Below are 21,822 nucleotides of genomic sequence, written 5' to 3' on the forward strand. Positions count from 1 at the left end.
AGGCGGCAGGCCGGTGACGACCATGATCGGGTATCTGCGTGTGTCCACGGACGAGCAGGCCAATAGTGGGCTCGGCCTAGTAGCTCAGCAGGAGACGATCCAGCGGTACGCGGACGCTCACGGCTGGAACGTGGTCTGGCATGAGGACGCAGGCGTTAGCGCCAAATCCCTCGACCGCCCTCAGCTGCAGGCTGCGCTCGCCCGCCTCCGTCCCACTCCTAACCACCGCGACGTTGACGGCATCGTGGTCGCAAAGCTCGATCGTCTGAGCCGTTCCGTCGTTGACTTCGCCGGCGTGCTCGAACTGGCCCGAGCAAGGAAGTGGGCGCTCGTCGCTATCGACCTGGGTGTGGACACATCGACTCCGACGGGCGAGCTGGTCGCCAACGTAATGATGTCGGTGGCGCAGTGGGAGCGCCGCGTGATTGGTGAGCGTACGTCTGCCGCCATGCAGGCGGCTAAGCGTCAGGGCAGGCACATGGGCCGGGTGTCCACCCTCTTGCGGAGCACCGGAGACCGGCTACTGATCCTGCGAACCACGCTTACCCTCGCGGAGACGGCTGCGCAGCTCAACTGCGAAGGGCTCGCTACCGCAAGTGGTGCGCAGTGGTCAGCCGACACGGTCGCGAAGGCTCAGAAGCGCCTCCAGCGCCAAGGGTCGGCCTCGGAGGCGTAGCGCGGGAGTCGGCCCTACGACGCCAGCAGTTGTCTGATCATCGCAACGATGTCGTCACGCTTAACTTGAGGTTGGAATGTGACGTCGAACGCCTCGGAGCTCATTGATTCGAAGAACCGCCTCGCCGCCTTCATCTTCAGTTGCTCACTCTCACGCATATCTGAGTTCTTTTCCACGTCCTTGGTCTCGACAATGAAGTTCAATGAAAGTCTCTCGCCGCGCTTGATTACGTACATGAAGTCCGGGCTCGTGGTGCCGCCAAAGTAAAGCGGGACCCTGATTGACTTTCGAGGGATCTTTCCAAAGACAATGACCTCGTCCAGGTTTGAGTCCCGGATCGTGTCATGCTCCTTCGGCGAGTCGTACACGAAGGCGTCGTAGAGAAACTTGTCTGGGACAGTGGCCATGTTGTCGCGGTGAATGCCGATGTTGCCTTGGACGATACTACTGAGCGGCAACCCGTCAGCGTCCGTAAGCGAAGTGCCACCCACGGGTCCCTCGATACGTGAGTACGAGAAGCGCTCGAGGAAGTTCTGCTCCATCCACTCAGTGAACTGAGCTACAAATTGCCCGAGCGTTGCCTTGTTGAAAAAGTCCTTAGGGAGCAGCTTTGAACCGTTCCTACGTACGAGTCCGGCGTGCACCCGCTCAATCGGCAGGGCGGTTTGCGAATGAACAAGCTTGAGCCATTCACCGTATGCAATCGTTTCGGTCGCGTTGAAGGTGCTCTTTGTTTCTGTGTGCACTTCTAGGCCGGACTCTTCACCTTGAACGAGGACATCTTGTGTGAAACGCCCGACCATCGGGCGGTAGACCTCGGCGTTGAGCACCGCATCGATACACGAATCAACTTCCGTCACCGAGAGGTCATCAAGGCGGAGGTAGTATTTCGCGTTGATCGTCTCCCAGAGCTCCTTCAGCTCTGCATACCGAGCAGGGCGTATGCCGACCTTCACTGTCTGGTCGCCATGTATGACCTTGTCTGGCTTGAGGCCGGTCGAGTTGAACGCGGGGTAAGCGGCGTACAAGTCGCCCTCGCGCCCCGGCGCAACGTTCTTGTCAGTGTCGATCAAGCCCGCCTGGAGCAACTCGATGAAGAGCTCCGTCTCAGTCTTGCCAAGTTCGGTAGCAACTTTGAGCAGGAACTCCTTGACCGGAGCGGAATCAGTTGCGGCATCCGAGTTAATTTCGGAGATCAATGAGTTTGCGAACGATCGTTCGGTGTAGTCGATCAGGTAAGTCAAGTAGAATTGTTCACCAGACAAACGGGATCCCTTGGAATCGACAGGAAGGCGGAGGCCGCGGCCAACCTCCTGAAGCTTCGAGATCTCGGAGCCCGAGGAGCGCAGCTTCACTATCTGAAAGACGTTGGGGTTATCCCAGCCCTCGCGGAGCGTCCATTTTGAGAACAGGAAGCGGCGTGTGTTTACGGTGCCGTCGACCTCATCGAACGAGAGCAGCGCCTCCTTGTTGCGGAGGATGTCGTCGACCTCTCGCTTGATCGCCTCATCGGATATTGAATTGTCGGCGGCGAAGTAGCCAGCATTCGTCGCAGAGACGTTGGCGAGCGATGCCCTCAGATAAGCCACGTAATCCTGGGCTACAGGCGAGCTGTCGTCCTCCCGTTTCTCGATCTCGGCACCGAGCCTCCTGGTCAGCAACTCTTCGAAACGCTGGCGCAAGTGGCCACTTGTGCCATCGGCTCCGCGATAGGACTCGATCGAATCGATGAAGAACAGCGTTAGCGTCTTTACTTTGGTAGCCCGACGAAAGTTCGCCCATTCGGCTTCGAAGTGGTTCCTTAGAGCCTGATCCATCATCAGGCTCTGGTATGTGTCCGAGTAAACCTGAGCGGCCAGGATGTCACCGGTCGCCAGTATCTGACCGTTCGAGAGAGTCGCGCCGGATTTGATGGCCGGGTGATCGGTCTTACCGATGGACTTGACAGTTATGCCAGCGAACGCTCCGTCAGCGATCGAAAGGGACTCGCCTAAGTCGAGTGTGACTGGCTTACCAGTGTCCACGTTCTGAAAGGTCACCCTCTTCGGCTTGCTGGCGGAGACGCTCGTGAGTTTCAGTCGGGTGGTCTCGCCAGTTGCGGCGACGGGATACTGGATTTGGATGCCCTTGACTAACTGCTCGTTGAACGCCTCGACTGCTCCGAGGTTGAAGACCAGGTTGTTGTAGTCAGTCTTGCCGCTCTTATCGAGCTTCGGGAAGGTTGCGCCGAATCGGAATATTGCGAGAGGCCGGATCTCATCGACCATCGTCTGGTAGGCCTTGTTCTCTCGGCGGAAGCGGTGTGGCTCGTCGATGATCACGATGGGACGAGTTGCCCGCAGCGCCTCGTAAGGGACACTCGCAGCGCCGAGCACTACCTGGTCGTAGCTGCTCGACATGGTTGCCTTCGACTGAAGCATCCCGTCGGTCATGAGCAAAGCGGAGATTCGGCCCTGTGAAAGGCGCGAACTGTGCACGAAATTCGCGATGGCGCTGGGGAACATCTTGCGACCCTTCGAGCGCTTCTGCGGGTCGAGGACGTCTAACTGAAGGCTCAGCCGACCGCCGTACGCATCGGCAAAGTACTTGTGCGCATACTCCGACTGAATGAAGGACTTGGTGCCCTCCTTAATCGGCGTCGAGGGCACCAGGACGATGAACTTCGTAAATCCGTAGAGCCGATTAAGCTCGTACATCAGCTGCGTGTATACCAACGTCTTGCCAGTGCCGGTCTCCATTTTTGCATCAATACCGAGCACGCCATCGTCCACGCGGCCACGCCACGGACGCGGAATCGCATCGATGCCGTCAAGGACACCCGCCTGGATCTCTCCAATGTTCTGCGCGAGCTGCGGATCGCCCAGATCGAAGGCAACGTTGGCCTCGGATGGCGCGCTGGCGTCGAGCTCCACCCCGTCGAAGACGCGTGTAAGAGCAGTTAGAGCGCGCTGCTGATGCTCAAGGGTCTGGAGGCGGATCTGCATATCAGAATCGCTCGATAATGGAGACAGTGCGACCCGATTTGAGCGACTTCAGGTTCTGCTTCAGCTCGTGCATGGCAGAGAACGTCATCGAGTAGCCGAAGACCACCAACCGATTGAGATCCAAATCGCCCGTCTCAAGCTTGGTCACCAGCGCGACGAGATCATCACTCGTCATGCCAGGCCGGATGACATAGCCAGAGTCGCCACAGAGCGGCAGCTCGTATTGGTCGAGCTGCACTTTCTGGACGTCGGGCGTCAGGCCAAAGCCGTCTTGGAGCAGCCACGTCGAGAGCGCCACCACGGCCCCTGGCGTTCCGTTGGAATCGAACTTCGACACGAAGTCCCCCGCGAAGAGCGCATCGTTGGCAGCAGGTTCGAACGACTGGAGCTCGTCTAGCGTCGTCTCGCTGGGCTGTTCGAGGCGGAACAGGCGGAAGCCGTAATCGATGGTTGCGTTCGTTTTGGTCTGTATTCTTGTAGCTGCCCTCGCGACACGTGCTCGACCGATTTCGTCGATGAACTTGTAGCCTGCCGCATATGCAGCCTTCGAGTACCGATTGGACGAAGGATCGACCGGCTCATGCAACTGAACGAGGATCGAGCGGCGCGAACCTCCATCCTCTGCGTTGACGGCCATCACGGCTTCAGCAGTGGTCGACGAGCCGGCGAAGAAATCAAGTACCAGTGAATCTACGCGGGTCGAGACGCGAATCAGATGCGAGATGAGCTTGACTGGCTTGGGGTTCTTGAAGAATGTCTTGCCATTGAACAGGCTCCCCATGTCTGTGCTGCCGGTGCGGGATCGCCCGAAACGCTCGTCCACGAGGAGGGAACGCGGCACGCCAGCGTCTTTCTCGTAGTTCTTCGTATAGACGTGACCATTTTCGAAGACAAGCTCGGACGCGCGCTCCGCGATGGTGTCCTTCGACCACCTCCAGATGGCATTAGGGCTCTCAGCGTCCTTATGCCCTAGGTGGTACTCCTCGCCGTCCGGCCCCACCAGGACGTAATCCATCGACCGTGAATAGGTCAGATTCTGCTTGTCGAGCCGTTCGAGCGAGTAGCGCCCGTTCTCGTCCGATCGGTTGTAGGACGTAGTGGCAGTCGCAAGCGGATCCAGTCCGAGAACCGCAGCCTCGGGATTGCGAGCGTACGCGACCACGTATTCGTGGTCCACCGCGACCTGACCGGAATCATTTGCGCCGCCTGACTTGCTCTTCCAGATCAAGCTCCCGACGGCGTTCTGCTCGCCAAATACTTCATCACAAAGGGCCTTGAGGTTGGAATGCTCGTTGTCGTCGATGCTGATGAAGATGACGCCGTCGTCAGCGAGAAGCAGCTTCGCAAGTTCCAGCCGAGGGTACATGAATGTCAGCCAAGCCGAATGCGATGACTTGCCCTGCAGATCGATGATTCGCTTTGCTTCATCCTCACCGAGGCCGATCTTCTCGACGAGTTGCTTCGCGGTGAATCCGAAGTCATCGACATAGACGAAGCCGTCAGATCCCGTGTTGTACGGCGGGTCAATGTAAATGCATTTCACCTGGCCACCGTAAGAACCGAGGAGGTGCTTAAGCGCGTCGAGGTTGTCGCCGACGATGTAGAGGTTCTCGGATTTCTCGTTAGCGGCATCCGTGTTGTGCTCGAGATCAGGCACGACGACAGTTTCGGTCTTCGTCGAGGTCAGGTACTTGGCGTAGGACTTTCCAAGAAACTTGAGCTGGTAGCCCTCGCGCGTTAGATTTACTTCGCCCGAACGCAGCGCCTCCTGGAGGCGGTCAAACATAAAGCCGCCGTCCTTGTCGAAGTATTCCGGCAAGGCTACGCGGAGGCGTGCGACCTCAAAATCACTCGGGGTTGCCGTCTCGTTCGCTTCATGCGGGTCCTTGATCATCGGTCACGATCTTCTCACAAGATCGAGCTCCCCTGGCAACACGGCGAGACGGCGTGCCTGAAGGGGGCCCTTCGGGCAGAAGGGTGAACTGTCGGCGGCTCGCTTCACTGAGCCCTCACGGGCAACGAACTCCGTGTCACGGGCGATGCCTCGACCTGACTAGTCCGTGGGGGTGCGTAACCATGCATTGCGCTTCCTTGGCCTAGGAGCGCTCCGTGAGAAGGTCTGCTGCGGGCACGTCGAGGGTCTCTGCAAGGCGGTGGATGATGTCGAGCGTCGGATTCCGCCGACCGCGCTCTATGCCGGATACGTATGTGCGATCGAGGTTCGCACGGTGCGCGAAGTCCTCCTGTGACCAGCCATGGCTGACCCGGAGTTCGCGCACGCGCGCACCGAAGGCGGCGCGGTGGGGAGGAAGAGGCACTCATTCACGGTGACGCTAAGCTGACAATGAGTCCACGGACTATAAGTCACATCAGCTGGGGAGCGCCACTATGGTCGAGCAGTCACCGCAACCTTTAGTCCCGGCATCAAAGAAAGCGTGGTACTTGAAATGGTGGGTCTGGCTAGTCGTGGTAGTTGTTGTAGCTGGCGGTGTCAGCGCCCTTGTGGACCCGAGCGGCGGTAGAAGTCGCTCTGGGACGTACCAGTCCACCCAGAGCGTCCTGCCCGCCACGCCCACTGCCTCAGAGACTCCCGCTCAAGTTGCTCCGCTCGATCTGGAGGCCTTCCTCACCGCGTCGGGAGCTGAATTCGAGAGCGCTCGCCTGTCTGCGCGGAAGGCGTATATCTACGTGCCGACGGAGACGACCAACGAGCAGGCTCAGATGATCGCCACCACTGCAATGCTCTACATCTGCGATCACGCGGTGCAGGCCGGCGAGAAGTTCCCAGTTGTGAACCGAGTCGAGGTCTCGGACAGCGTCAGCCCGACCTCACCGGACTACAACGCTGCCGAGCACCCGTCGGGATTTGCTACCGATGCAGTCTGCGCGGGCTGAGCGCCACGGCTGACGCGGGAGTTCGTGCTACGAGCGCCACTCGATGCGGATCAGGTTGGGGTCAAACGCCCGCCCGCTGCCGCTCGGCTCGATGATTATCAGGGCCAGAGCGTCAATGACGGCCCGACGGCTGTCGATGTGCAGACCAGCCCAGGTCTGTCGGGCGAGCGGCCCCACCACGCCCGAGGGCACGCGAGCGGGCATTGAATCAGCCACGGTGCGTTCGTGCGCCTGACGGTCGCCGCGAAGTCGCTCGGTAATGCGGCGCAGTTGGTCGCCGGTTAGCACGCCCTCGGCGAATTGGTCAGCTGCCGTCGCGAGCCGTGCGTCGATGGTGGCGATAGCATCGCGGGCCGCAAGGGCGCCACCTTCGTCGCCATGACTGAATAGCTGAGCGGCATCCGGCTGTTCGAGACGGCGCAGGATGACTTCAGTGACGAACTCGTCCACTGGTTCCTGACGTCGGCGCACCTTGTGGCAATTCCCACACGCGTACGCAGCTTTGACCGCCTTGGACTTCTGGCCCGGCTTCGGTGTCCACGGTGGAATTCTCTTCATACGACCACCGCACCGGCCGCACTCGGCCAGCCCCGATAGCAAGTGAACTGGAGTACGACCGCCCGTGCCTTGTGCCCGGCTGGGGTCGGTGAGCAGCGCCTCCAGCCGAACGTGAGTGTCTTCGTCGAGGATCGCCGGATGTAGCTCCGCATCAAAATTGCCGACGACGATACCGCGGTGAGTGCGGAGCCCAGCGAGCGACGGTCGGCGGATGAGTTGCCGCAACGTGGCGCCCTGCCAAGCCGCTCCAGCCGGAGACGGAATGCCGCGAACTCTGAAGTCAGCCGCGACGCCACGGAGGGAGTCCCCGCCCAACACGCGGCGCGCTGCCTCACGGATGGCTGTGGCCTCCGCCTCGATGATGACGTCGCGCCCATCTTCGCGCCGGTACCCGTACCCGGGGCGGGCGGTTGGGAGGCCGTCCGCTGCTCGGGCGTCGGAAGCGGCACGCTGGCGTCGCGCCTTGCGCTTCGACTCGATGCGCCCCATCGCTGCACGGATGGTCGACATGAACTCGCCTGAATCTGTAGCCGGATCGACGTAACCGTCTCGCGCCGTGTCCCAGACGACTCCCGCCACCTCGCAGGCCGCGTGCAGTTCTAGCTTCTCCTCGACGTTGCGCGCAAGGCGCTCCTCCTCTGTTGCGACTATGACGGCGAACGCGCCGGTCTCAGCGTCGGAGAGCATTCGTTCGAAACCGGGGCGCGTCTTGTGCCCGAGCGCGCTAATGCCGTCGTCGGTGTAGCGCGCGACGATCCGATAGCCACGTGCAGTGGCATGCAACTCGTTCTGGTCGTGTTGGTCGGCCACCTTGTCGCGGGTGGCGACCTTCTCACTGATACGTGCGTAACTCGCTGCGGGGATGATCGGCATGCAAGAAAGGTTACTACCTAGGGTTGTGCCCCCTCGTCTTCCTCATCCTGCCCTTGTCCATCATCATCGCCGTCTTCCCCGGAGTGTTCGTGCTCCGGACCGGCTTCTGACGAAAGGTTCCACATGTCCTCCCCCTCCTTCCTCGACCGCACGCTCCACCGGAGTCGCTCCTTCCTCGCCGAGGAGCGCGGCGACGTCCCCGGCTGGGTCCTCATCACGCTCATGACGGCCGGGCTCGTCCTCCTCATCTGGGGTGTCGCGGGCCCGGCACTCACGCAGGTGTTCGAACAGGCCATCGACCGTGTCTCCGGCATCTGAGCGCGAGATCGGCGGATGGCGGACGCGGCTCGTGCGCGGCGACGACGGATCAGCCGTCGCCGAGTTCGTGTTCGTCGGAGCGATCCTCACCGTCCTGATGATGTCCGTGGTCCAGCTCGCGCTCGCCCTCCACGTCCGGAACACGCTCATCGACGCCGCGGCGGAAGGAGCCCGGTTCGGCGCACTGGCCGACACCGAGCTGCTCGACGGCGCCGACCGGGCACGCCAGCTCATCGCCGTCGCCGTGGGGGAGGGCTACACCGGTGACGTCAGCACCACGCTGGCCGAACAGCGCGGAGTCGGCATCGTCACCGTGACCGTCCGCGCACCGCTTCCGGTCGTGGGCTTGATCGGACTGCCCGGCGTCTTGGAGGTGGAGGGTCATGCGGTCCTCGAGACACTCGAGTGATGAGCTGCGTCCCCGACCGACCGCACGGGACGACGACGGATCGGCCTCCCTCGAGTTCATCACCGTCGGTCTGGTCCTCCTCGTGCCGATCGTGTATCTCGTCGTCGCGCTCGCCGAGGTGCAGGCGGCAATGCTCGCAGCCGGCGGGGCCGCGGCGCAGGCGGCGAAACTCTACGCGCGGGCCGACGACGACGCCACGGGTCGCGACCGCGTCGAGGACTCGCTCGCACTCGCGCTCGACGACTTCGGGCTCGACCGGTCCCAGTCGTCCGTCACGCTCGACTGCGCGCCAGCCGGTCTCCCATGCGGGCAGCGCGGCGGTGCCGTCACGGTCACCGTCGACATCCTCGTCGTCCTGCCGCTCATGCCCGAGATCCTCGGCGTCCAGGCCGCGGTCCCCGTGACCGGCGCCGTCACGGCACCGATCTCCCGGTTCGATGACCGGTTCAGCGAGGCGGAATGAGGGTGCCGGGCAGACGACGACATCTGGACGTCGGCGAGGAGGACGGGTCCACCATGCTCCTGACGATCGGATTCGCCGTCGTGGCGCTCGCCGTGGTCCTCGTCGGGAGCGCCGCCACCTCCCTGTACGTGGAGCACAAGCGGCTCCTCGACCTCGCCGACCGACTGGCCGCGACCGCCGCGGAGTCCTTCTCCATCGACGACGTCACGATCCAGCCCGACGGGACCTTCCGACCCGCCCTCGATGACGACTCGGTCCGGTCGAGTGCACGCGACGACCTCATCAACGGCGGTGCGGGTGCGCTCACCGGAGTCGAGATCGTCGCGGCGCGGACGCCCGACGGCCGGAGCGCGGAGGTCTCGCTGGCGTCGGACTGGCGTCCACCGATGCTGACGCTGTTCGTCCCGCAGGGCCTCCGGATCGAGGCGACCGCGAGTGCTCGCAGTGTCTTCTGGTGACGGCGGACGGGCCTCCCGACGATCAGGGGAACGGGCGCGTGCCTCGGTCGATGAAGCGGGGGATGAACCGGAAGAGGAGGAACGCGCCGATGAGCCCGACACCGCCGATGGTGCCGGCGGCGAGGGAGATCGACGCAGCTGCGGTGATCCCGGACATCGCCAGTGGAGCCGCGGCGGTGCCCGCGTCGCCCAGGAAGCGATAGGCGCCGAGGAACGGCGCGGGACGTTCAGGTGGCGCGAGGTCGGAGCCGAGGGTCATGAGGATGCCGCTACCGAGCCCGTTGGACAGTGCCAGCACGAGCGCGACGGCGATGAACCAGACTCGCGCCTCATCGAGGTCGTGCGTGAAGGCCAGGACGATGAACCCGGAGCCCAGCCCGATCATCGAGGGGACGGCGGTCCAGATCCGCCCCCAGCGGTCCATCACCTGACCGCTGGCGTAGAAGAGGGCGAACTCCACCGCACCGACGACGCCGATGATGAGCGCCGTGTCCGTCTCCGAGACGCCGATGCTCACGGCCCACAGGGGGAGCAGGACCGCCCGACACGACCGCAGGGCGCCGACGAGCGCCGCGGTGGTGCCCATCCGGGTGAGGACGGCGCCGTGCGCTCGAATCGAAGCAATCAGACCACTCGACTCCTCGGACGCGAGCTCCTCGCCCTCGGTCCGCTCCTCGCCGTCGGCGGTGCGCGTCGACGGCGGTCGCCCGAACATCTCCGCCGGGTCGGGGAGGACGAGCAGGGTGATCGCGGAGCCAGCGCAGCAGACGACCATCACCCAGAACGCCGCCTGCGACGTCCCGGTGAGGTGGATGACGCCCGCAGCAAGGAACGGTCCGATGAACGTGCCGGCGCGGAAGACACCGCCGAGGGAGGAGAGCGCCCTCGCCCGGTACCGCATCGGCACGTACGTCGTCATGAACGCGTGCCGTGCCAGACCGAACACGGCGGTCGCGAGCCCGATGCAGAAGATGCCCACGGCGAGGACGAACGGATTGGGGGAGATGGCCGCCGTCGCGACCCCGACGACCGCGAGCAGCGCCGCCCACATCATCGCGAAGCGTTCGCCGATCCGACTGACGATCCACCCTGACGGGACGTCGCCGACGAGTTCGCCGAGCATGATGAGCGAGGAGATGACGCCTGCGACGGCGAGCGTCGCCCCCAGGTTCCCGGCGACGGCCGGGATGATCGGGATGATGGCGCCTTCACCGATCGAGAACAGGAGCGTGGGGAGGAAGACCGAGACGGCCACGGAGCGCAGCTGGAACGGGCGTTCGTCGGAAGTCATCCCCTCGATCGTACGCCCGTGGCCCTGCGCGGTAGGCTGAAGCCAAATGTTTGACTTGGACCTCTCCACACAGATCAGTACCCTCCGCTCGACCTTCGACGACATCCGCACCGTCGTCGACGTCGACCGTCTCGAAGCCGAGATCGCGACGCTGAGCGAGCAGGCGGGTGCCCAGGATCTCTGGGACGACACGACGAACGCGCAGAAGGTGACGAGTGCCCTGAGCCACCGTCAGTCCGAGCTCGCCCGCATCACCAGCATCGCGAACCGGCTCGACGACCTCGAGGTGCTCATCGAACTCGCGACCGACGCCCAGGACGAGGAGTCGGCAGAAGAGGCCCGCCAGGAGCTCGTCAGCCTCCAGAAGGTGCTCGGCGACCTCGAGGTGCAGACGCTGCTGAGCGGCGAGTACGACCCGCGCCCCGCCGTCGTCACCATCCGCGCCGGTGCCGGCGGTGTGGACGCCGCCGACTTCGCCGACATGCTGTTCCGCATGTACCTGCGATGGGCCGAGCAGCACAAGTACCCGGTCACCGTCATGGACACGAGCTACGCGGAGGAGGCCGGCATCAAGTCGGCCACTTTCGAGGTCGACGCGCCATATGCCTTCGGCACCTTGAGCGTCGAGGCGGGCACGCACCGCCTGGTGCGCATGAGCCCCTTCGGTGCCGCCGGCAAGCGTCAGACGAGCTTCGCCGCCGTCGAGGTCATCCCGCTCATGGAGGAGACGGAGATCGTCGAGATCCCCGAGTCGGACATCCGTGTCGACGTCTTCCGGTCCAGCGGCCCCGGTGGACAGTCGGTCAACACCACCGACTCCGCCGTGCGCATCACCCACCTGCCGACCGGCACGGTCGTCTCGATGCAGAACGAGAAGAGCCAGATCCAGAACCGCGCCGCAGCCATGCGCGTGCTCCAGTCGCGACTCCTCCTCATCCAGAAGGAGCAGGAGGCCGCGACGAAGAAGGAGCTGGCCGGCACCATCACGGCGAGCTGGGGCGACCAGATGCGCTCCTACGTGCTCGCGCCGTATCAGATGGTCAAGGACCTGCGGACGGAGCACGAGCAGGGGAACCCCGCAGCGGTGTTCGACGGCGATCTCGACGGGTTCATCGCCGCGGGCATCCGCTGGCGGTCGATGTCGAAGGCGGAGTAGCGCGGGGCGGCATAGTGTTCGCCCAGCCCTCGTACAGGGTACGGATCGCGGGCGTGTCCTGCCCGTAATCGGCAGGTCGCTCCTTAAGCTCAAGGAGCCATGATTCGGTTTGATCACATCTCCAAGAAGTATCCGGGAACCTCGCGTCCCGCGCTCAACGACGTCGATTTCGAGATCCTCCGGGGAGAATTCATCTTCCTCGTCGGCGCCTCGGGGTCGGGGAAGTCGAGCTGCCTCCGCCTGATGCTCAAGGAGGACAAGCCGAGCAAGGGCAAGATCCATGTGCTCGGCCACGACCTCGGTTCCATCTCGAACCGCAAGGTGCCGTACTTCCGGCGCAGCCTCGGGGTCGTGTTCCAGGACTTCCGTCTACTGCCGAGCAAGACGGTCTACCAGAACGTCGCCTTCACCCTCCAGGTGATCGGCAAGTCGCGCGGCTTCGTCCAGGAGGCCGTCCCCGACGTCCTCAAGATGGTCGGACTCGACGGCAAGGCGCAGCGCCTGCCGCACGAGCTGTCCGGTGGTGAGCAGCAGCGCGTCGCCATCGCCCGCGCCATCGTCAACAAGCCGCAGATCCTGCTCGCCGACGAACCGACCGGTAACCTCGACCCCGCCACCAGCGCCGGCATCATGCAGTTGCTGGAGCGCATCAACGCGGGTGGGACGACGGTCGTCATGGCCACGCACGAGGCCGGCTTCGTCGACCAGATGCAGCGCCGGGTGATCGAGCTGCAGGACGGTCAGATCGTCCGTGACGAACGCCACGGTGGATACGGCACGACCGCGGCCATCCCGGGTCTCGTCAGAGGATCCTCCAAGGCTGCCGCTCCGGCGGCACAGTCAGCTCCCGCAACGGCCTCGACTCCGGTCTCACCCGTCGTCGAGACCTCCTCGGTTCCGGTGACGACCACGACCTCGTCCGTCGCTGCCAGCTCCGAGCCCACGACGAGTGCCGTGGCCGCAGCCGCGGTCGCCGCCACCGCGGCCACGCCGATCGCTCCAGCCGCACCGACCGCGCCCGCCGCGGTCTCGCGCGAGACCACACCGCAGGCCGACACCGACGAGGTCGTCACCCGGGTGTCCGGCTCGACGCCGATCCAGCAACCGGCCGTAGCACCCGTCGCCGAGCCTGAGTCGCCGGCGACGCGAGCCGAGGAATCGACACCGGAAGCGCCCGAGGCCGAGCCGACGACGCCGGAAGCGGAGCCCGCCGTTCCACCGGCGGCTGCGGTCCCGGAGGTCGCGCCTCCGCAACGCCTGAGCAACGCCACGGGCCCCATCGGGCTCCCGGCACGCAACGAGATCGACCCGATCGAGGTCGAACACCTGTCGCTCGCAGAGCGACTCGGCCTGCGTGCCGCGGCGCGCGGCACTGAAGACGGAGAGCAGAACGTGGGGCCGACCAAGTGAGACTCGCACTGATCTGGTCCGAGGTCTGGAACGGCCTGCGTCGCAACGTCTCGATGGTCGTCTCCGTCGTGCTCGTGACGTTCATCTCGCTCACCTTCGTCGGTACGGCCGTCCTGCTACAGATGCAGATCGGCCAGATGAAGAACTACTGGTACGACCGCGCACAGGTCGCGATCTACCTCTGCACCGCCGACAGTGCGGGCGACACCTGCGCCGCCGGCGCCGCGACCGAAGAACAGCGCGCCGCCGTCCAGAGCGCCCTCGAGTCGTCGACCCTCGCCCCCTTCGTGGACAAGTTCTACTTCGAGGACCAGGCGCAGGCGTTCACGAACTTCCAAGAGCAGTTCAAGGGCAACGACATCGCACAGTTCGTCACGGCGGACCAGCTGCCCGAGACCTTCTGGGTGAACATGAAGGACGCCTCGCAGTCCGACGTGCTCGTCGAGGCGTTCTCCGGCGTCGCGGGCGTGGAGCAGGTGACGGATCAACGCCAGTACCTCGACCAGATCTTCTCGGTCCTGAACATCGCCAGTTACACGGCTATCGGGATCGCGGCACTCATGCTGGTCGCCGCGGCCCTGCTGATCGCGACGACCATCCGCTTGTCGGCGTACTCGAGACGCCGGGAACTCGGCATCATGCGACTGGTCGGTGCATCGAACCGGTTCATCCAGACACCGTTCATCCTCGAGGGTGTGTTCGCCGCGCTCATCGGCTCCATCCTCGCGGCCGGGGCGGTGATCACCATCGTCCAGGTGTTCGTCCAGGGATACCTGGCGGACCGCATGCGGTACGTCAACTTCGTCGATCTCGGTGACGCCTTCGTGGTCCTCCCGATCCTGCTGCTCGTCGGCGTGCTGTTGGCGGCGATCTCGGCCAACTTCGCGATCTCGCGGTACCTCAAGGTCTAGCGGGGAGGCAGTGCGGCCACCGCACCGCTCGCTCTGCGTTAGACTGACAGGCTGCCGCGATCGCGGCCGGTCCGTTCCGATGGATCCGAACCAGAACGTCAGGAGTACACCGTGCCGAGGGAACGGGGCGAGAACGTCGTGGCCACGAATCGCAAGGCCCGCCACGACTACACGATCGAGGACACCTACGAGGCCGGCATGGTCTTGACGGGTACCGAGGTGAAGTCGCTGCGAGCCGGGCGGGCGTCGCTCGTCGACGGGTACGCCTTCATCGACCGCCGTGAGGCCTGGCTCGACGCGGTGCACATCCCCGAGTACGGCCAGGGCGCGTGGACGAACCACCCGCCGCGGCGCAAGCGCAAACTGCTGCTGCACCGCGAGCAGATCGACAAGATCGCCCACAAGATCGCCCCCGGTGGTTTCACCCTCGTGCCGTTGAAGATCTACTTCAAGGACGGCAAGGCCAAGGTGGAGATCGCCGTGGCGAAGGGCAAGAAGGAATACGACAAGCGGCATGCCCTGCGCGAGAAGCAGGACACCCGTGAGGCCGCGCGTGCGATGGCCACCAGGAACCGGCTCGGCGAATAGGTGACAGGCGCCACCCCGGCGCGGTACACTTGAAAGCTGCACCGCAAGGTGCTCGTCCACCGCTCGCGGTGGATTGACAACTCGACAGCGTGTGACAACGACCCTCTTCGCCTCGTTCTCCGAGGCGCTGAGTCCATGGGGATGATCGGTTTCGACATTGCCTGCGAAACTGCGAGAAGCGGGTCGAGGATGCAGGGTTATCTCGTTAACGATCTCTGCAAAACAACAAGTGCCAACTCTAAGCGCACTGACTTCGCCCTCGCTGCTTAAGCGAGCCCGATAGTCCGTCAGACCGAGCGTGTCCCCGTCTCGGATCCTGGCGTCATCTAGGGGACTTGCTGGATGACGGAGCCGCGACGTCATCCGGGACTTTTCTTCGGCTGGGCCCGTCGACCAAGATGCCCTTGTCAATGGTCGGGGCCGAGTAGAACGTGTCAAGGGATACGCCCGTAGAAGGCGCAGAATCACAGCAGTGGACGGGGGTTCAATTCCCCCCATCTCCACTCCGGACGTTGTCACACGCTGCCGAGTCGACAACAGGCCCCCGCTTCGGCGGGGGCCTGTCGTCGTTCCTGGGGTCGGAGGGGTACCGACGGGCTGCTAACCTGGGAGTCCAGAGGCCGCCACCACCCGGGAGACCTGCATGGCGACAATCCTGCTTGTTTTTGCTGCGATCGCCGTCGCCACGCCCGCACTCACTCGAGTGCTGTCGACGAAGGTCTTCTACGTCATCGCGTGTATGCCCGCGGCGGCATTCGTCTGGACGCTCTTCCAGACCGGAACGGTCACGGCCGGCGGCACGGTCGTCGAGACGATCGAGTGGATCCCGCAACTGAGCATCGCGCTCTCATTCCGGATGGACACGCTCGCCTGGCTGCTGTCCCTCGTCGTCACCGGCGTCGGTGCCCTCGTATTGCTCTACTGCGGCCGCTACTTCTCGTCGACCGAGCCCGGCCTCGGTCGCTTCGCCGCGCTCCTGTTCGCCTTCGCCGGCACGATGTTCGGCCTCGTGACCGCCGACGACATCATCGTCATGTTCATGTTCTGGGAGATCACGAGTGTGCTCTCCTACCTGCTCATCGGGCACTACACCGATCGCAAGGAGAGTCGCGGTGCCGCGCTCCAGGCGCTCCTGGTGACGACCTTCGGCGGGCTCGTCATGCTCGTGGGCGTCATCATGATCTCCGTGCAGGCGCAGAGCACCTCGCTCGCCTCGATCGTCGAGCAGGGTCTGACCGGCCCCGCGACCACCGTCGCCATCCTCCTCATCCTCGTCGGGGCGATCTCGAAATCCGCGCTCGTGCCGTTCCACTTCTGGCTGCCGGCCGCGATGGCCGCACCGACGCCCGTGAGCGCATACCTGCACGCTGCGGCGATGGTGAAGGCCGGGATCTACCTCGTCGCGAGACTCGCTCCCGGCTACGCCGACACCCCGGGTTGGGATGCGATGCTCGTCGGCCTGGGCGTCCTCACCATGGTCGCCGGTGCCTGGCGGTCGCTGCGTCAGTACGATCTCAAGCTGGTCCTGGCTTACGGAACGGTGAGCCAACTCGGATTCCTCATGGTCATCTCGGGGTACGGCACCCGTGATTCGGCCCTGGCCGCCGTCGCGCTCCTGCTCGCCCACGCCATCTACAAGGCGGCACTCTTCCTCGTCGTCGGCATCATCGACCACCGCGCTGGGACGCGTGACTGGAGGCACCTGTCCGGTCTCGGGCGTCAGACGCCGGTGCTCGCCGTCATCGCGGCGATCGCGGTCGCGTCGATGGCCGGCATCCCACCGCTCTTCGGGTTCGTCGCGAAGGAGGCCGTCTTCACCTCACTGCTGGAGGGCGCGCTCGAGGGCGACGTGTGGGGTTGGGTAGCGATCATCGGGACGGCCGTCGGTTCCGTGCTGACCGTCGCGTACAGCGCCCGGTTCCTCTGGGGCGCCTTCGGAGACCGGCGCGGCGCCGCGCCGACCGAACTGCATGCCGAATCCGGAACGATCATGATCGCGCCGGGCATCCTCGCCGTCGCGACCATCGCTCTCGGCTTCGCGACGAAGCCCATCGACACGGTGCTCGCGCCCTACGCGGACTCCGTGGGGGAGGGCGACTACCACCTCGCGCTCTGGCACGGCCTCGAGCCGGCGCTCGGCATCTCGGCCGCCGTGGTGCTGCTCGGTCTGCTGCTCTTCCGCTGGAGGCTCCCGGTCGCTCGTCTGCAGGACCGCCTGCCACCCCTCATCGACTCCTCGAAGGGGTACTGGGCGGCGACCCAGGGCATCGACCGGCTCTCCGCGAAGGTCACCCTGTTCGCTCAGCGCGGCGGGCTCGTCCAGTACCTCTCGACCATCCTCGTGGTCTTCGTCCTCACCCTCGGCACGATCGCCCTCCTCGGGCGCGCCTGGCCGAGCGAGATCCGGCTGTGGGACTATCCCGCCCAGGTGGCCATCGCCTTCATCATGGCGACCGCGGCGATCGCGGCCGCCCGGGCGAAGCAGCGCATGGCCGCTGTGCTCCTCGTCGGCGTCACCGGGTTCGGGCTCGTCGCACTGTTCGCCCTGCACGGCGCTCCCGACCTCGCGCTCACTCAGGCCCTCGTCGAGACGATCACGATCGTGGTGTTCGTCCTCGTGCTCCGCCGACTGCCGGCCAAGATCGCCCAGCGCAACGCCCCGGTCCACCGCGTCCGTCGGGTCGTCATCGGGACGCTGACCGGCCTGGTCATGGGGCTCATCGGGGTCATCGCCCTCGGCGCGCGGCAGGCCGAGAGCATCGCGACCGAGCTGCCACGGCTCGCCGTCGAGGAGGGCCACGGCAAGAACATCGTGAACGTCATGCTCGTCGACATCCGGGCCTGGGACACCATGGGGGAGATCTCCGTGCTCGTCGTGGTGGCCACCGGTATCGCGAGCCTGCTCTTCGTCTCACAGCGGGGCGCCGAGGTCCCGCGCCTCAGCGGTGCGCGGCGCCGACGTATCCCGGGCCTCCGATCCCAGGTCGTGTCGGACCCCCACCTCGCGGACAGCGAGATGGAGGCGCCTCGCGACGCGGTGGGGCGGCACTCATGGCTCATCGGTGGCCGGGCGATCGCCGAGGCGAACCGTTCGATCCTCCTCGAGGTCCTCGTTCGGCTCCTCTTCCACCCCGCGATCGTCGTCTCCGTCTTCCTGCTCTTCGTCGGCCACAACGAGCCTGGCGGCGGTTTCGCCGGTGGTCTGCTCGCCGGCCTCGCGCTCGTGATGCGGTATCTCGCCGGCGGACGCTACGAGCTCGGCGAAGCGGTGCCGATCGACGCGGGCAAGGTACTCGGCGTCGGACTGCTGCTCGCGGTGGGCACGGCCGTCGGGTCCCTGTTCTTCGGCGGCGAGGCGCTGCAGTCCGCATACTTCTCGGCCGACGTCCCGATCCTCGGGCACCTCTCGTTCGGCACGTCCAGCATCTTCGACATCGGCGTCTACCTCGTCGTCGTCGGACTGGCACTCGACATCCTGCGCAGTCTCGGGGCCGAAGTCGACCGTCAACAGGAGGAAGCCGACATCGACGAGCAGAGTACGGACGAGTTCTCGGCGAGTGAGGTCGAGCGATGAGCGCCTCACTGACCCTCGTCGTCCTGATGGCCGTCATGTACGGCACCGGGGTGTACGTCATGCTCGAGCGGAGCCTCACCAGGTTCCTCATCGGGTTCGTGCTCGTCGGTAACGCGACGAACCTGCTCATCCTGATCATGAGCGGCCCGAGCGGCACCGCACCGCTCGTCACGGGCACCGCCTCCGACGAACGCATGGTCGACCCGGTGCCGCAGGTGCTCATGCTCACGGCCATCGTCATCAACTTCGGCGTGACCGCCTTCATCCTGGCGCTCATCTACCGGACCTGGTGGTTGGCGCAGCTCGGCGACGAGGGCGACACCCTCAGCGACGAGCACGCCGACGACACCGAGGCGGCGACGGAGGCGGTCTTCAACCAGGTCGACCTGGACGACGAGGCCATCCAACGGGTCCTCGACGAGAGCAACGAGCACGGCGACGATCGCAAGACGACCAGGAAGGGGGCAGGCGAATGAACGCACTCGTCCCGCTCGTGGTCATGATCCCGCTGATCGGCTCGGCGATCGCGCTCATGTTCCGCAACCGCCGCAAGACGCAGGTGGCGATCAGCGTCATCGCGCTCACCGCGGTGACCGTGATCAGCGCGATCCTGCTCGCGGCCGTCGACCAGAGCGGCACGATCGTCGTCGAGCTGGGCGGTTGGTCCCCGCCCTGGGGGATCGTGCTCGTCGTCGACCGGCTGTCGGCGATCATGCTGCTCGTCGCCGCCCTGATGCTGCTGGGCGTCCTCATCTTCGCCATCGGCCAGGGCATCGTCGACGGCGACCGCGAGACGCCGGTGTCGATCTTCCACCCGACGTACCTGGTCCTGGCGGCCGGGCTGTTCGACGCCTTCGTCGCGGGCGACCTCTTCAACATGTACGTCGGGTTCGAGATGCTCCTCGCATCCAGCTACGTCCTCCTCACCCTGGGCGGCACCGGAGCGCGGATCCGCGCCGGCGTCACGTACATCGTCATCAGCCTCATGTCGTCGCTGCTCTTCGTCGCTGCGATCGCCCTCATCTACGGCGCGACGGGCACGGTGACGATCGCCCTCGTGGCGGACCGCGTGCGCGACCTGCCGATGGAGGTGCAGGCGATCCTCTGCGCCGCACTCCTGCTCGGGTTCGCGGTGAAGGCGGCGGTGTTCCCGCTGTCGTTCTGGCTGCCCGACTCCTACCCGACTGCGCCGGCACCGGTCACGGCGGTGTTCGCGGGCCTGCTGACGAAGGTGGGTGTGTACGCGATCATCCGGACCGACACGCTCATCTTCAAGGAGGTGCCGCTCGCGACACCGCTGATGGTCATCGCCTTCCTGACCCTGCTCATCGGTATCTTCGGCGCGGTCGCCCAGGCCGACATCAAACGACTGTTGTCGTTCACCCTCGTGAGTCACATCGGCTACATGATCTTCGGCATCGCCGTCGGCGGGGTCGCCGGGACCGCCGCGACGATCTATTACATCGTCCACCACATCGTCGTCCAGACCACGCTGTTCCTCACCACCGGTCTCGTCGAGCGGATCGGTGGGACGACGTCCATCTCCCGGCTCGGCGGCATCCTGAAGGCCTCCCCGATCGTCGGCGTGCTGTTCTTCATCGGAGCGATGAACCTCGGCGGCATCCCGCCGTTCTCGGGCTTCCTCGGCAAGATCGGGCTGTTCCAGGCGGGTGTCGCCCTGGGCGACCCGCTGTCGTACATCCTCATCGCCGCCGGAGCCGCGACCTCGCTCCTGACCCTGTACGCCCTGGCGCGCGTGTGGAACATGGGCTTCTGGCGTGGGAAGGACGAGGTCGCCGGATACTCGTCGCCGTTGCTCGACCAGCTCGCGGAGAGCCCCGAGGACTCGGGCTCGGTCGACACCAAGACCATCTCGCGCCCGATGATCGGTGCCACGACCGGCATGGTCGCGTTGACCCTCGCCCTCACGGTCTTCGCGGGGCCGCTCTTCGGACTGGCCACGCGCGCGGCGGAGAACATCGAGGACCCGGACAACTACATCACCGCGGTCTTCCCCGACGGAACGGAGCACCTGAAGTAATGCAACCGTCACGTCGTCGCGCACTGTTCAGCCAGGCCCTCCTCCTGGCCGGACTCATCCTGCTCTGGTGTCTCCTCTGGGGGATGTTCGACCTGCTCACCCTCGTGACCGGCCTCGGGGTCGCGTTGCTGGTGTCGTTCCTGTTCTACCTGCCGGCCGTCGAGCTGAGCGGCCGCATCAACCTCTGGCGGACCGCGATCTTCCTGGGCAAGCTCCTCGTCGACATCGTGCGGGCGAGTGCGGAGATCGCGTGGCTCGTCCTCAAGCCGAGGTTCCGGTCCAGCAACGCGGTGATCGCGGTCCGCCTGCGGACGACCTCCGACCTCATCATGAGCTGGACGGCCGAGGCGGTCTCGATCGTCCCGGGCTCGATCGTGGTGGACCTCGACCGCACGGCCTCGACGCTCTACCTGCACGCGCTCAACGTGCATGACGACGCCGACATCGACGCGGTCGTCGCCGAGGTCCTCGGGACGGAGCGACGGCTCATCCTCGCGATCGGTTCCCGCGCCGAGGCGGACGCCCTCCGCCACGACCATGACCACGTCTCGATCGGAAGGGGGCAGTGATGCTCGTCGTGATCATCATCGTCTCCGTGCTGTTCGGTGCCGCGGCCCTCGCGGCGGTCTACCGGATCATCCGCGGGCCGAGCCTGCTCGACCGCGTGATCGCCTCCGACGTGCTCGTCGCCACCGTCATGTGCGCGATCGGGGCCGAGATGGCGATCAACCGTCACACGGACGGCCTGCCGGTCCTCCTGGCGCTCGCGATGTTCGCGATCGTCGGCTCGGTCAGCGTCGCGCGGTTCATGTCGAAGCAGGACGACGCATGACCGGCGAGCTGATCCGAGACATCGTCACCGGGGCCCTCGTGCTCGTCGGGGCGATCATGTGCTTCGCCGCCGGTGTCGGCCTGCTGCGCTTCCCCGACGTGTTGTCCCGCCTGCACGCGGCGACCAAGCCGCAGATCCTCGGGCTCATCGCGATCATGGCGGACGTCGCCGTCTCGAGCCCGACGGTCGGGACCATCACGATCGCGATCGCGATCATCGTGTTCCAGAGCCTCACCGCGCCGATCTCCGCGCACATGGTCGCCCGGGCGGCCTACCGCAGCGGCAACTTCGACGAGGCCGTCCTCGTCCGCGACGAGCTCGCGGGACGCGAAGAACTCGGGGAGGAACGACATCCCGGCCACACGCCCGAATAGCGGCAGAATGT

Annotated in this window: 21 protein-coding genes and 1 other RNA gene; 17 read left to right on the forward strand and 5 right to left on the reverse strand. The window is 65.1% G+C overall.

Annotation, left to right across the window (positions count from 1 at the left end):
- The first annotated feature begins 22 nt into the window (after positions 1-22).
- Positions 23-676: a recombinase family protein gene (locus tag A4X17_RS13625; RefSeq protein WP_231884401.1), complete on the forward strand. Its 654-nt coding sequence runs from the start codon at positions 23-25 to the stop codon at positions 674-676.
- Positions 677-690: 14 nt separating this feature from the next.
- Here A4X17_RS13625 and A4X17_RS13630 read toward each other — a convergent pair whose 3' ends face one another.
- The 3 genes from A4X17_RS13630 to A4X17_RS19840 all read right to left on the reverse strand — a co-directional run bounded on the left by A4X17_RS13630 (position 691) and on the right by A4X17_RS19840 (position 5,978).
- Positions 691-3,660: a type III restriction-modification system endonuclease gene (locus A4X17_RS13630; protein WP_064296220.1), complete on the reverse strand. Its 2,970-nt coding sequence runs from the start codon at positions 3,658-3,660 to the stop codon at positions 691-693.
- A gap of 1 nt (position 3,661) precedes the next feature.
- Positions 3,662-5,554, reverse strand: coding sequence for a site-specific DNA-methyltransferase (locus tag A4X17_RS13635; RefSeq protein WP_064296221.1), 1,893 nt, complete (start codon positions 5,552-5,554; stop codon positions 3,662-3,664).
- Between the two features lie 202 nt (positions 5,555-5,756).
- Complete coding sequence (locus A4X17_RS19840) at positions 5,757-5,978, reverse strand: helix-turn-helix transcriptional regulator (RefSeq protein WP_082916174.1); 222 nt, start codon at positions 5,976-5,978, stop codon at positions 5,757-5,759.
- Positions 5,979-6,381: 403 nt separating this feature from the next.
- Here A4X17_RS19840 and A4X17_RS19315 point away from each other — a divergent pair, with 403 nt between their 5' ends.
- Positions 6,382-6,555, forward strand: coding sequence for a hypothetical protein (locus A4X17_RS19315; protein WP_157583524.1), 174 nt, complete (start codon positions 6,382-6,384; stop codon positions 6,553-6,555).
- Between the two features lie 27 nt (positions 6,556-6,582).
- Here A4X17_RS19315 and A4X17_RS13645 read toward each other — a convergent pair whose 3' ends face one another.
- Positions 6,583-7,986, reverse strand: coding sequence for a recombinase family protein (locus A4X17_RS13645; RefSeq protein ID WP_064296223.1), 1,404 nt, complete (start codon positions 7,984-7,986; stop codon positions 6,583-6,585).
- 123 nt (positions 7,987-8,109) lie between these two features.
- On the opposite strand from A4X17_RS13645, the gene A4X17_RS13650 reads away from it, so the two are divergent.
- Genes A4X17_RS13650 through A4X17_RS13665 form a run of 4 tightly spaced genes read left to right on the forward strand, consistent with a single transcriptional unit; the run spans position 8,110 to position 9,634 of the window.
- On the forward strand, positions 8,110-8,304 hold the full coding sequence (locus tag A4X17_RS13650; RefSeq protein ID WP_064296224.1) for a hypothetical protein: 195 nt from the start codon (positions 8,110-8,112) through the stop codon (positions 8,302-8,304).
- A complete protein-coding gene (locus tag A4X17_RS13655) occupies positions 8,288-8,713 on the forward strand; it encodes a TadE/TadG family type IV pilus assembly protein (RefSeq protein ID WP_231884396.1) in 426 nt (141 codons plus the stop codon). The genes A4X17_RS13650 and A4X17_RS13655 overlap by 17 nt, the downstream gene beginning before the upstream one ends.
- Positions 8,688-9,176, forward strand: coding sequence for a hypothetical protein (locus A4X17_RS13660; RefSeq protein ID WP_064296226.1), 489 nt, complete (start codon positions 8,688-8,690; stop codon positions 9,174-9,176). Before A4X17_RS13655 ends, A4X17_RS13660 begins: the two co-directional genes overlap by 26 nt.
- 2 nt (positions 9,177-9,178) lie before the next feature.
- Positions 9,179-9,634, forward strand: coding sequence for a hypothetical protein (locus A4X17_RS13665; protein ID WP_082916175.1), 456 nt, complete (start codon positions 9,179-9,181; stop codon positions 9,632-9,634).
- A 22-nt stretch (positions 9,635-9,656) separates the two neighbouring features.
- Here A4X17_RS13665 and A4X17_RS13670 read toward each other — a convergent pair whose 3' ends face one another.
- Positions 9,657-10,925, reverse strand: coding sequence for an MFS transporter (locus A4X17_RS13670; protein WP_064296228.1), 1,269 nt, complete (start codon positions 10,923-10,925; stop codon positions 9,657-9,659).
- 46 nt (positions 10,926-10,971) lie between these two features.
- Here A4X17_RS13670 and prfB point away from each other — a divergent pair, with 46 nt between their 5' ends.
- The 11 genes from prfB to mnhG all read left to right on the forward strand — a co-directional run bounded on the left by prfB (position 10,972) and on the right by mnhG (position 21,811).
- On the forward strand, positions 10,972-12,081 hold the full coding sequence (gene prfB / locus A4X17_RS13675; protein WP_064296229.1) for a peptide chain release factor 2: 1,110 nt from the start codon (positions 10,972-10,974) through the stop codon (positions 12,079-12,081).
- A gap of 99 nt (positions 12,082-12,180) precedes the next feature.
- The gene (ftsE, locus tag A4X17_RS13680; protein WP_064296230.1) at positions 12,181-13,491 is read left to right on the forward strand and encodes a cell division ATP-binding protein FtsE; all 1,311 of its coding nucleotides are present in this window, start codon (positions 12,181-12,183) and stop codon (positions 13,489-13,491) included.
- Positions 13,488-14,402 carry a permease-like cell division protein FtsX gene (gene ftsX / locus A4X17_RS13685; protein ID WP_064296231.1) on the forward strand — a complete coding sequence of 305 codons (915 nt, stop codon included), beginning with the start codon at positions 13,488-13,490 and terminating at the stop codon, positions 14,400-14,402. Before ftsE ends, ftsX begins: the two co-directional genes overlap by 4 nt.
- Before the next feature lie 111 nt (positions 14,403-14,513).
- Positions 14,514-14,990: an SsrA-binding protein SmpB gene (smpB, locus tag A4X17_RS13690; protein WP_064296232.1), complete on the forward strand. Its 477-nt coding sequence runs from the start codon at positions 14,514-14,516 to the stop codon at positions 14,988-14,990.
- Positions 14,991-15,127: 137 nt separating this feature from the next.
- Positions 15,128-15,496: a transfer-messenger RNA gene (gene ssrA, locus A4X17_RS13695) on the forward strand.
- A gap of 137 nt (positions 15,497-15,633) precedes the next feature.
- On the forward strand, positions 15,634-18,564 hold the full coding sequence (locus A4X17_RS13700) for a Na+/H+ antiporter subunit A (RefSeq protein ID WP_064296233.1): 2,931 nt from the start codon (positions 15,634-15,636) through the stop codon (positions 18,562-18,564).
- Positions 18,561-19,040, forward strand: a complete 480-nt coding sequence (locus A4X17_RS13705) for a sodium:proton antiporter (protein WP_064296234.1) — start codon at positions 18,561-18,563, stop codon at positions 19,038-19,040. The genes A4X17_RS13700 and A4X17_RS13705 overlap by 4 nt, the downstream gene beginning before the upstream one ends.
- A complete protein-coding gene (locus A4X17_RS13710; RefSeq protein WP_064296235.1) occupies positions 19,037-20,605 on the forward strand; it encodes a Na+/H+ antiporter subunit D in 1,569 nt (522 codons plus the stop codon). Before A4X17_RS13705 ends, A4X17_RS13710 begins: the two co-directional genes overlap by 4 nt.
- Positions 20,605-21,174 (forward strand): Na+/H+ antiporter subunit E, encoded by a 570-nt coding sequence (locus A4X17_RS13715; RefSeq protein WP_064296236.1) that lies wholly within the window; start codon positions 20,605-20,607, stop codon positions 21,172-21,174. The genes A4X17_RS13710 and A4X17_RS13715 overlap by 1 nt, the downstream gene beginning before the upstream one ends.
- On the forward strand, positions 21,174-21,437 hold the full coding sequence (locus tag A4X17_RS13720) for a monovalent cation/H+ antiporter complex subunit F (RefSeq protein WP_064296237.1): 264 nt from the start codon (positions 21,174-21,176) through the stop codon (positions 21,435-21,437). Before A4X17_RS13715 ends, A4X17_RS13720 begins: the two co-directional genes overlap by 1 nt.
- Positions 21,434-21,811: a monovalent cation/H(+) antiporter subunit G gene (gene mnhG, locus A4X17_RS13725; RefSeq protein WP_064296238.1), complete on the forward strand. Its 378-nt coding sequence runs from the start codon at positions 21,434-21,436 to the stop codon at positions 21,809-21,811. The genes A4X17_RS13720 and mnhG overlap by 4 nt, the downstream gene beginning before the upstream one ends.
- Positions 21,812-21,822 lie beyond the last annotated feature (11 nt).

Source organism: Plantibacter sp. H53 (genome assembly GCF_001650455.1).
Classification (GTDB): domain Bacteria; phylum Actinomycetota; class Actinomycetes; order Actinomycetales; family Microbacteriaceae; genus Plantibacter; species Plantibacter flavus_A.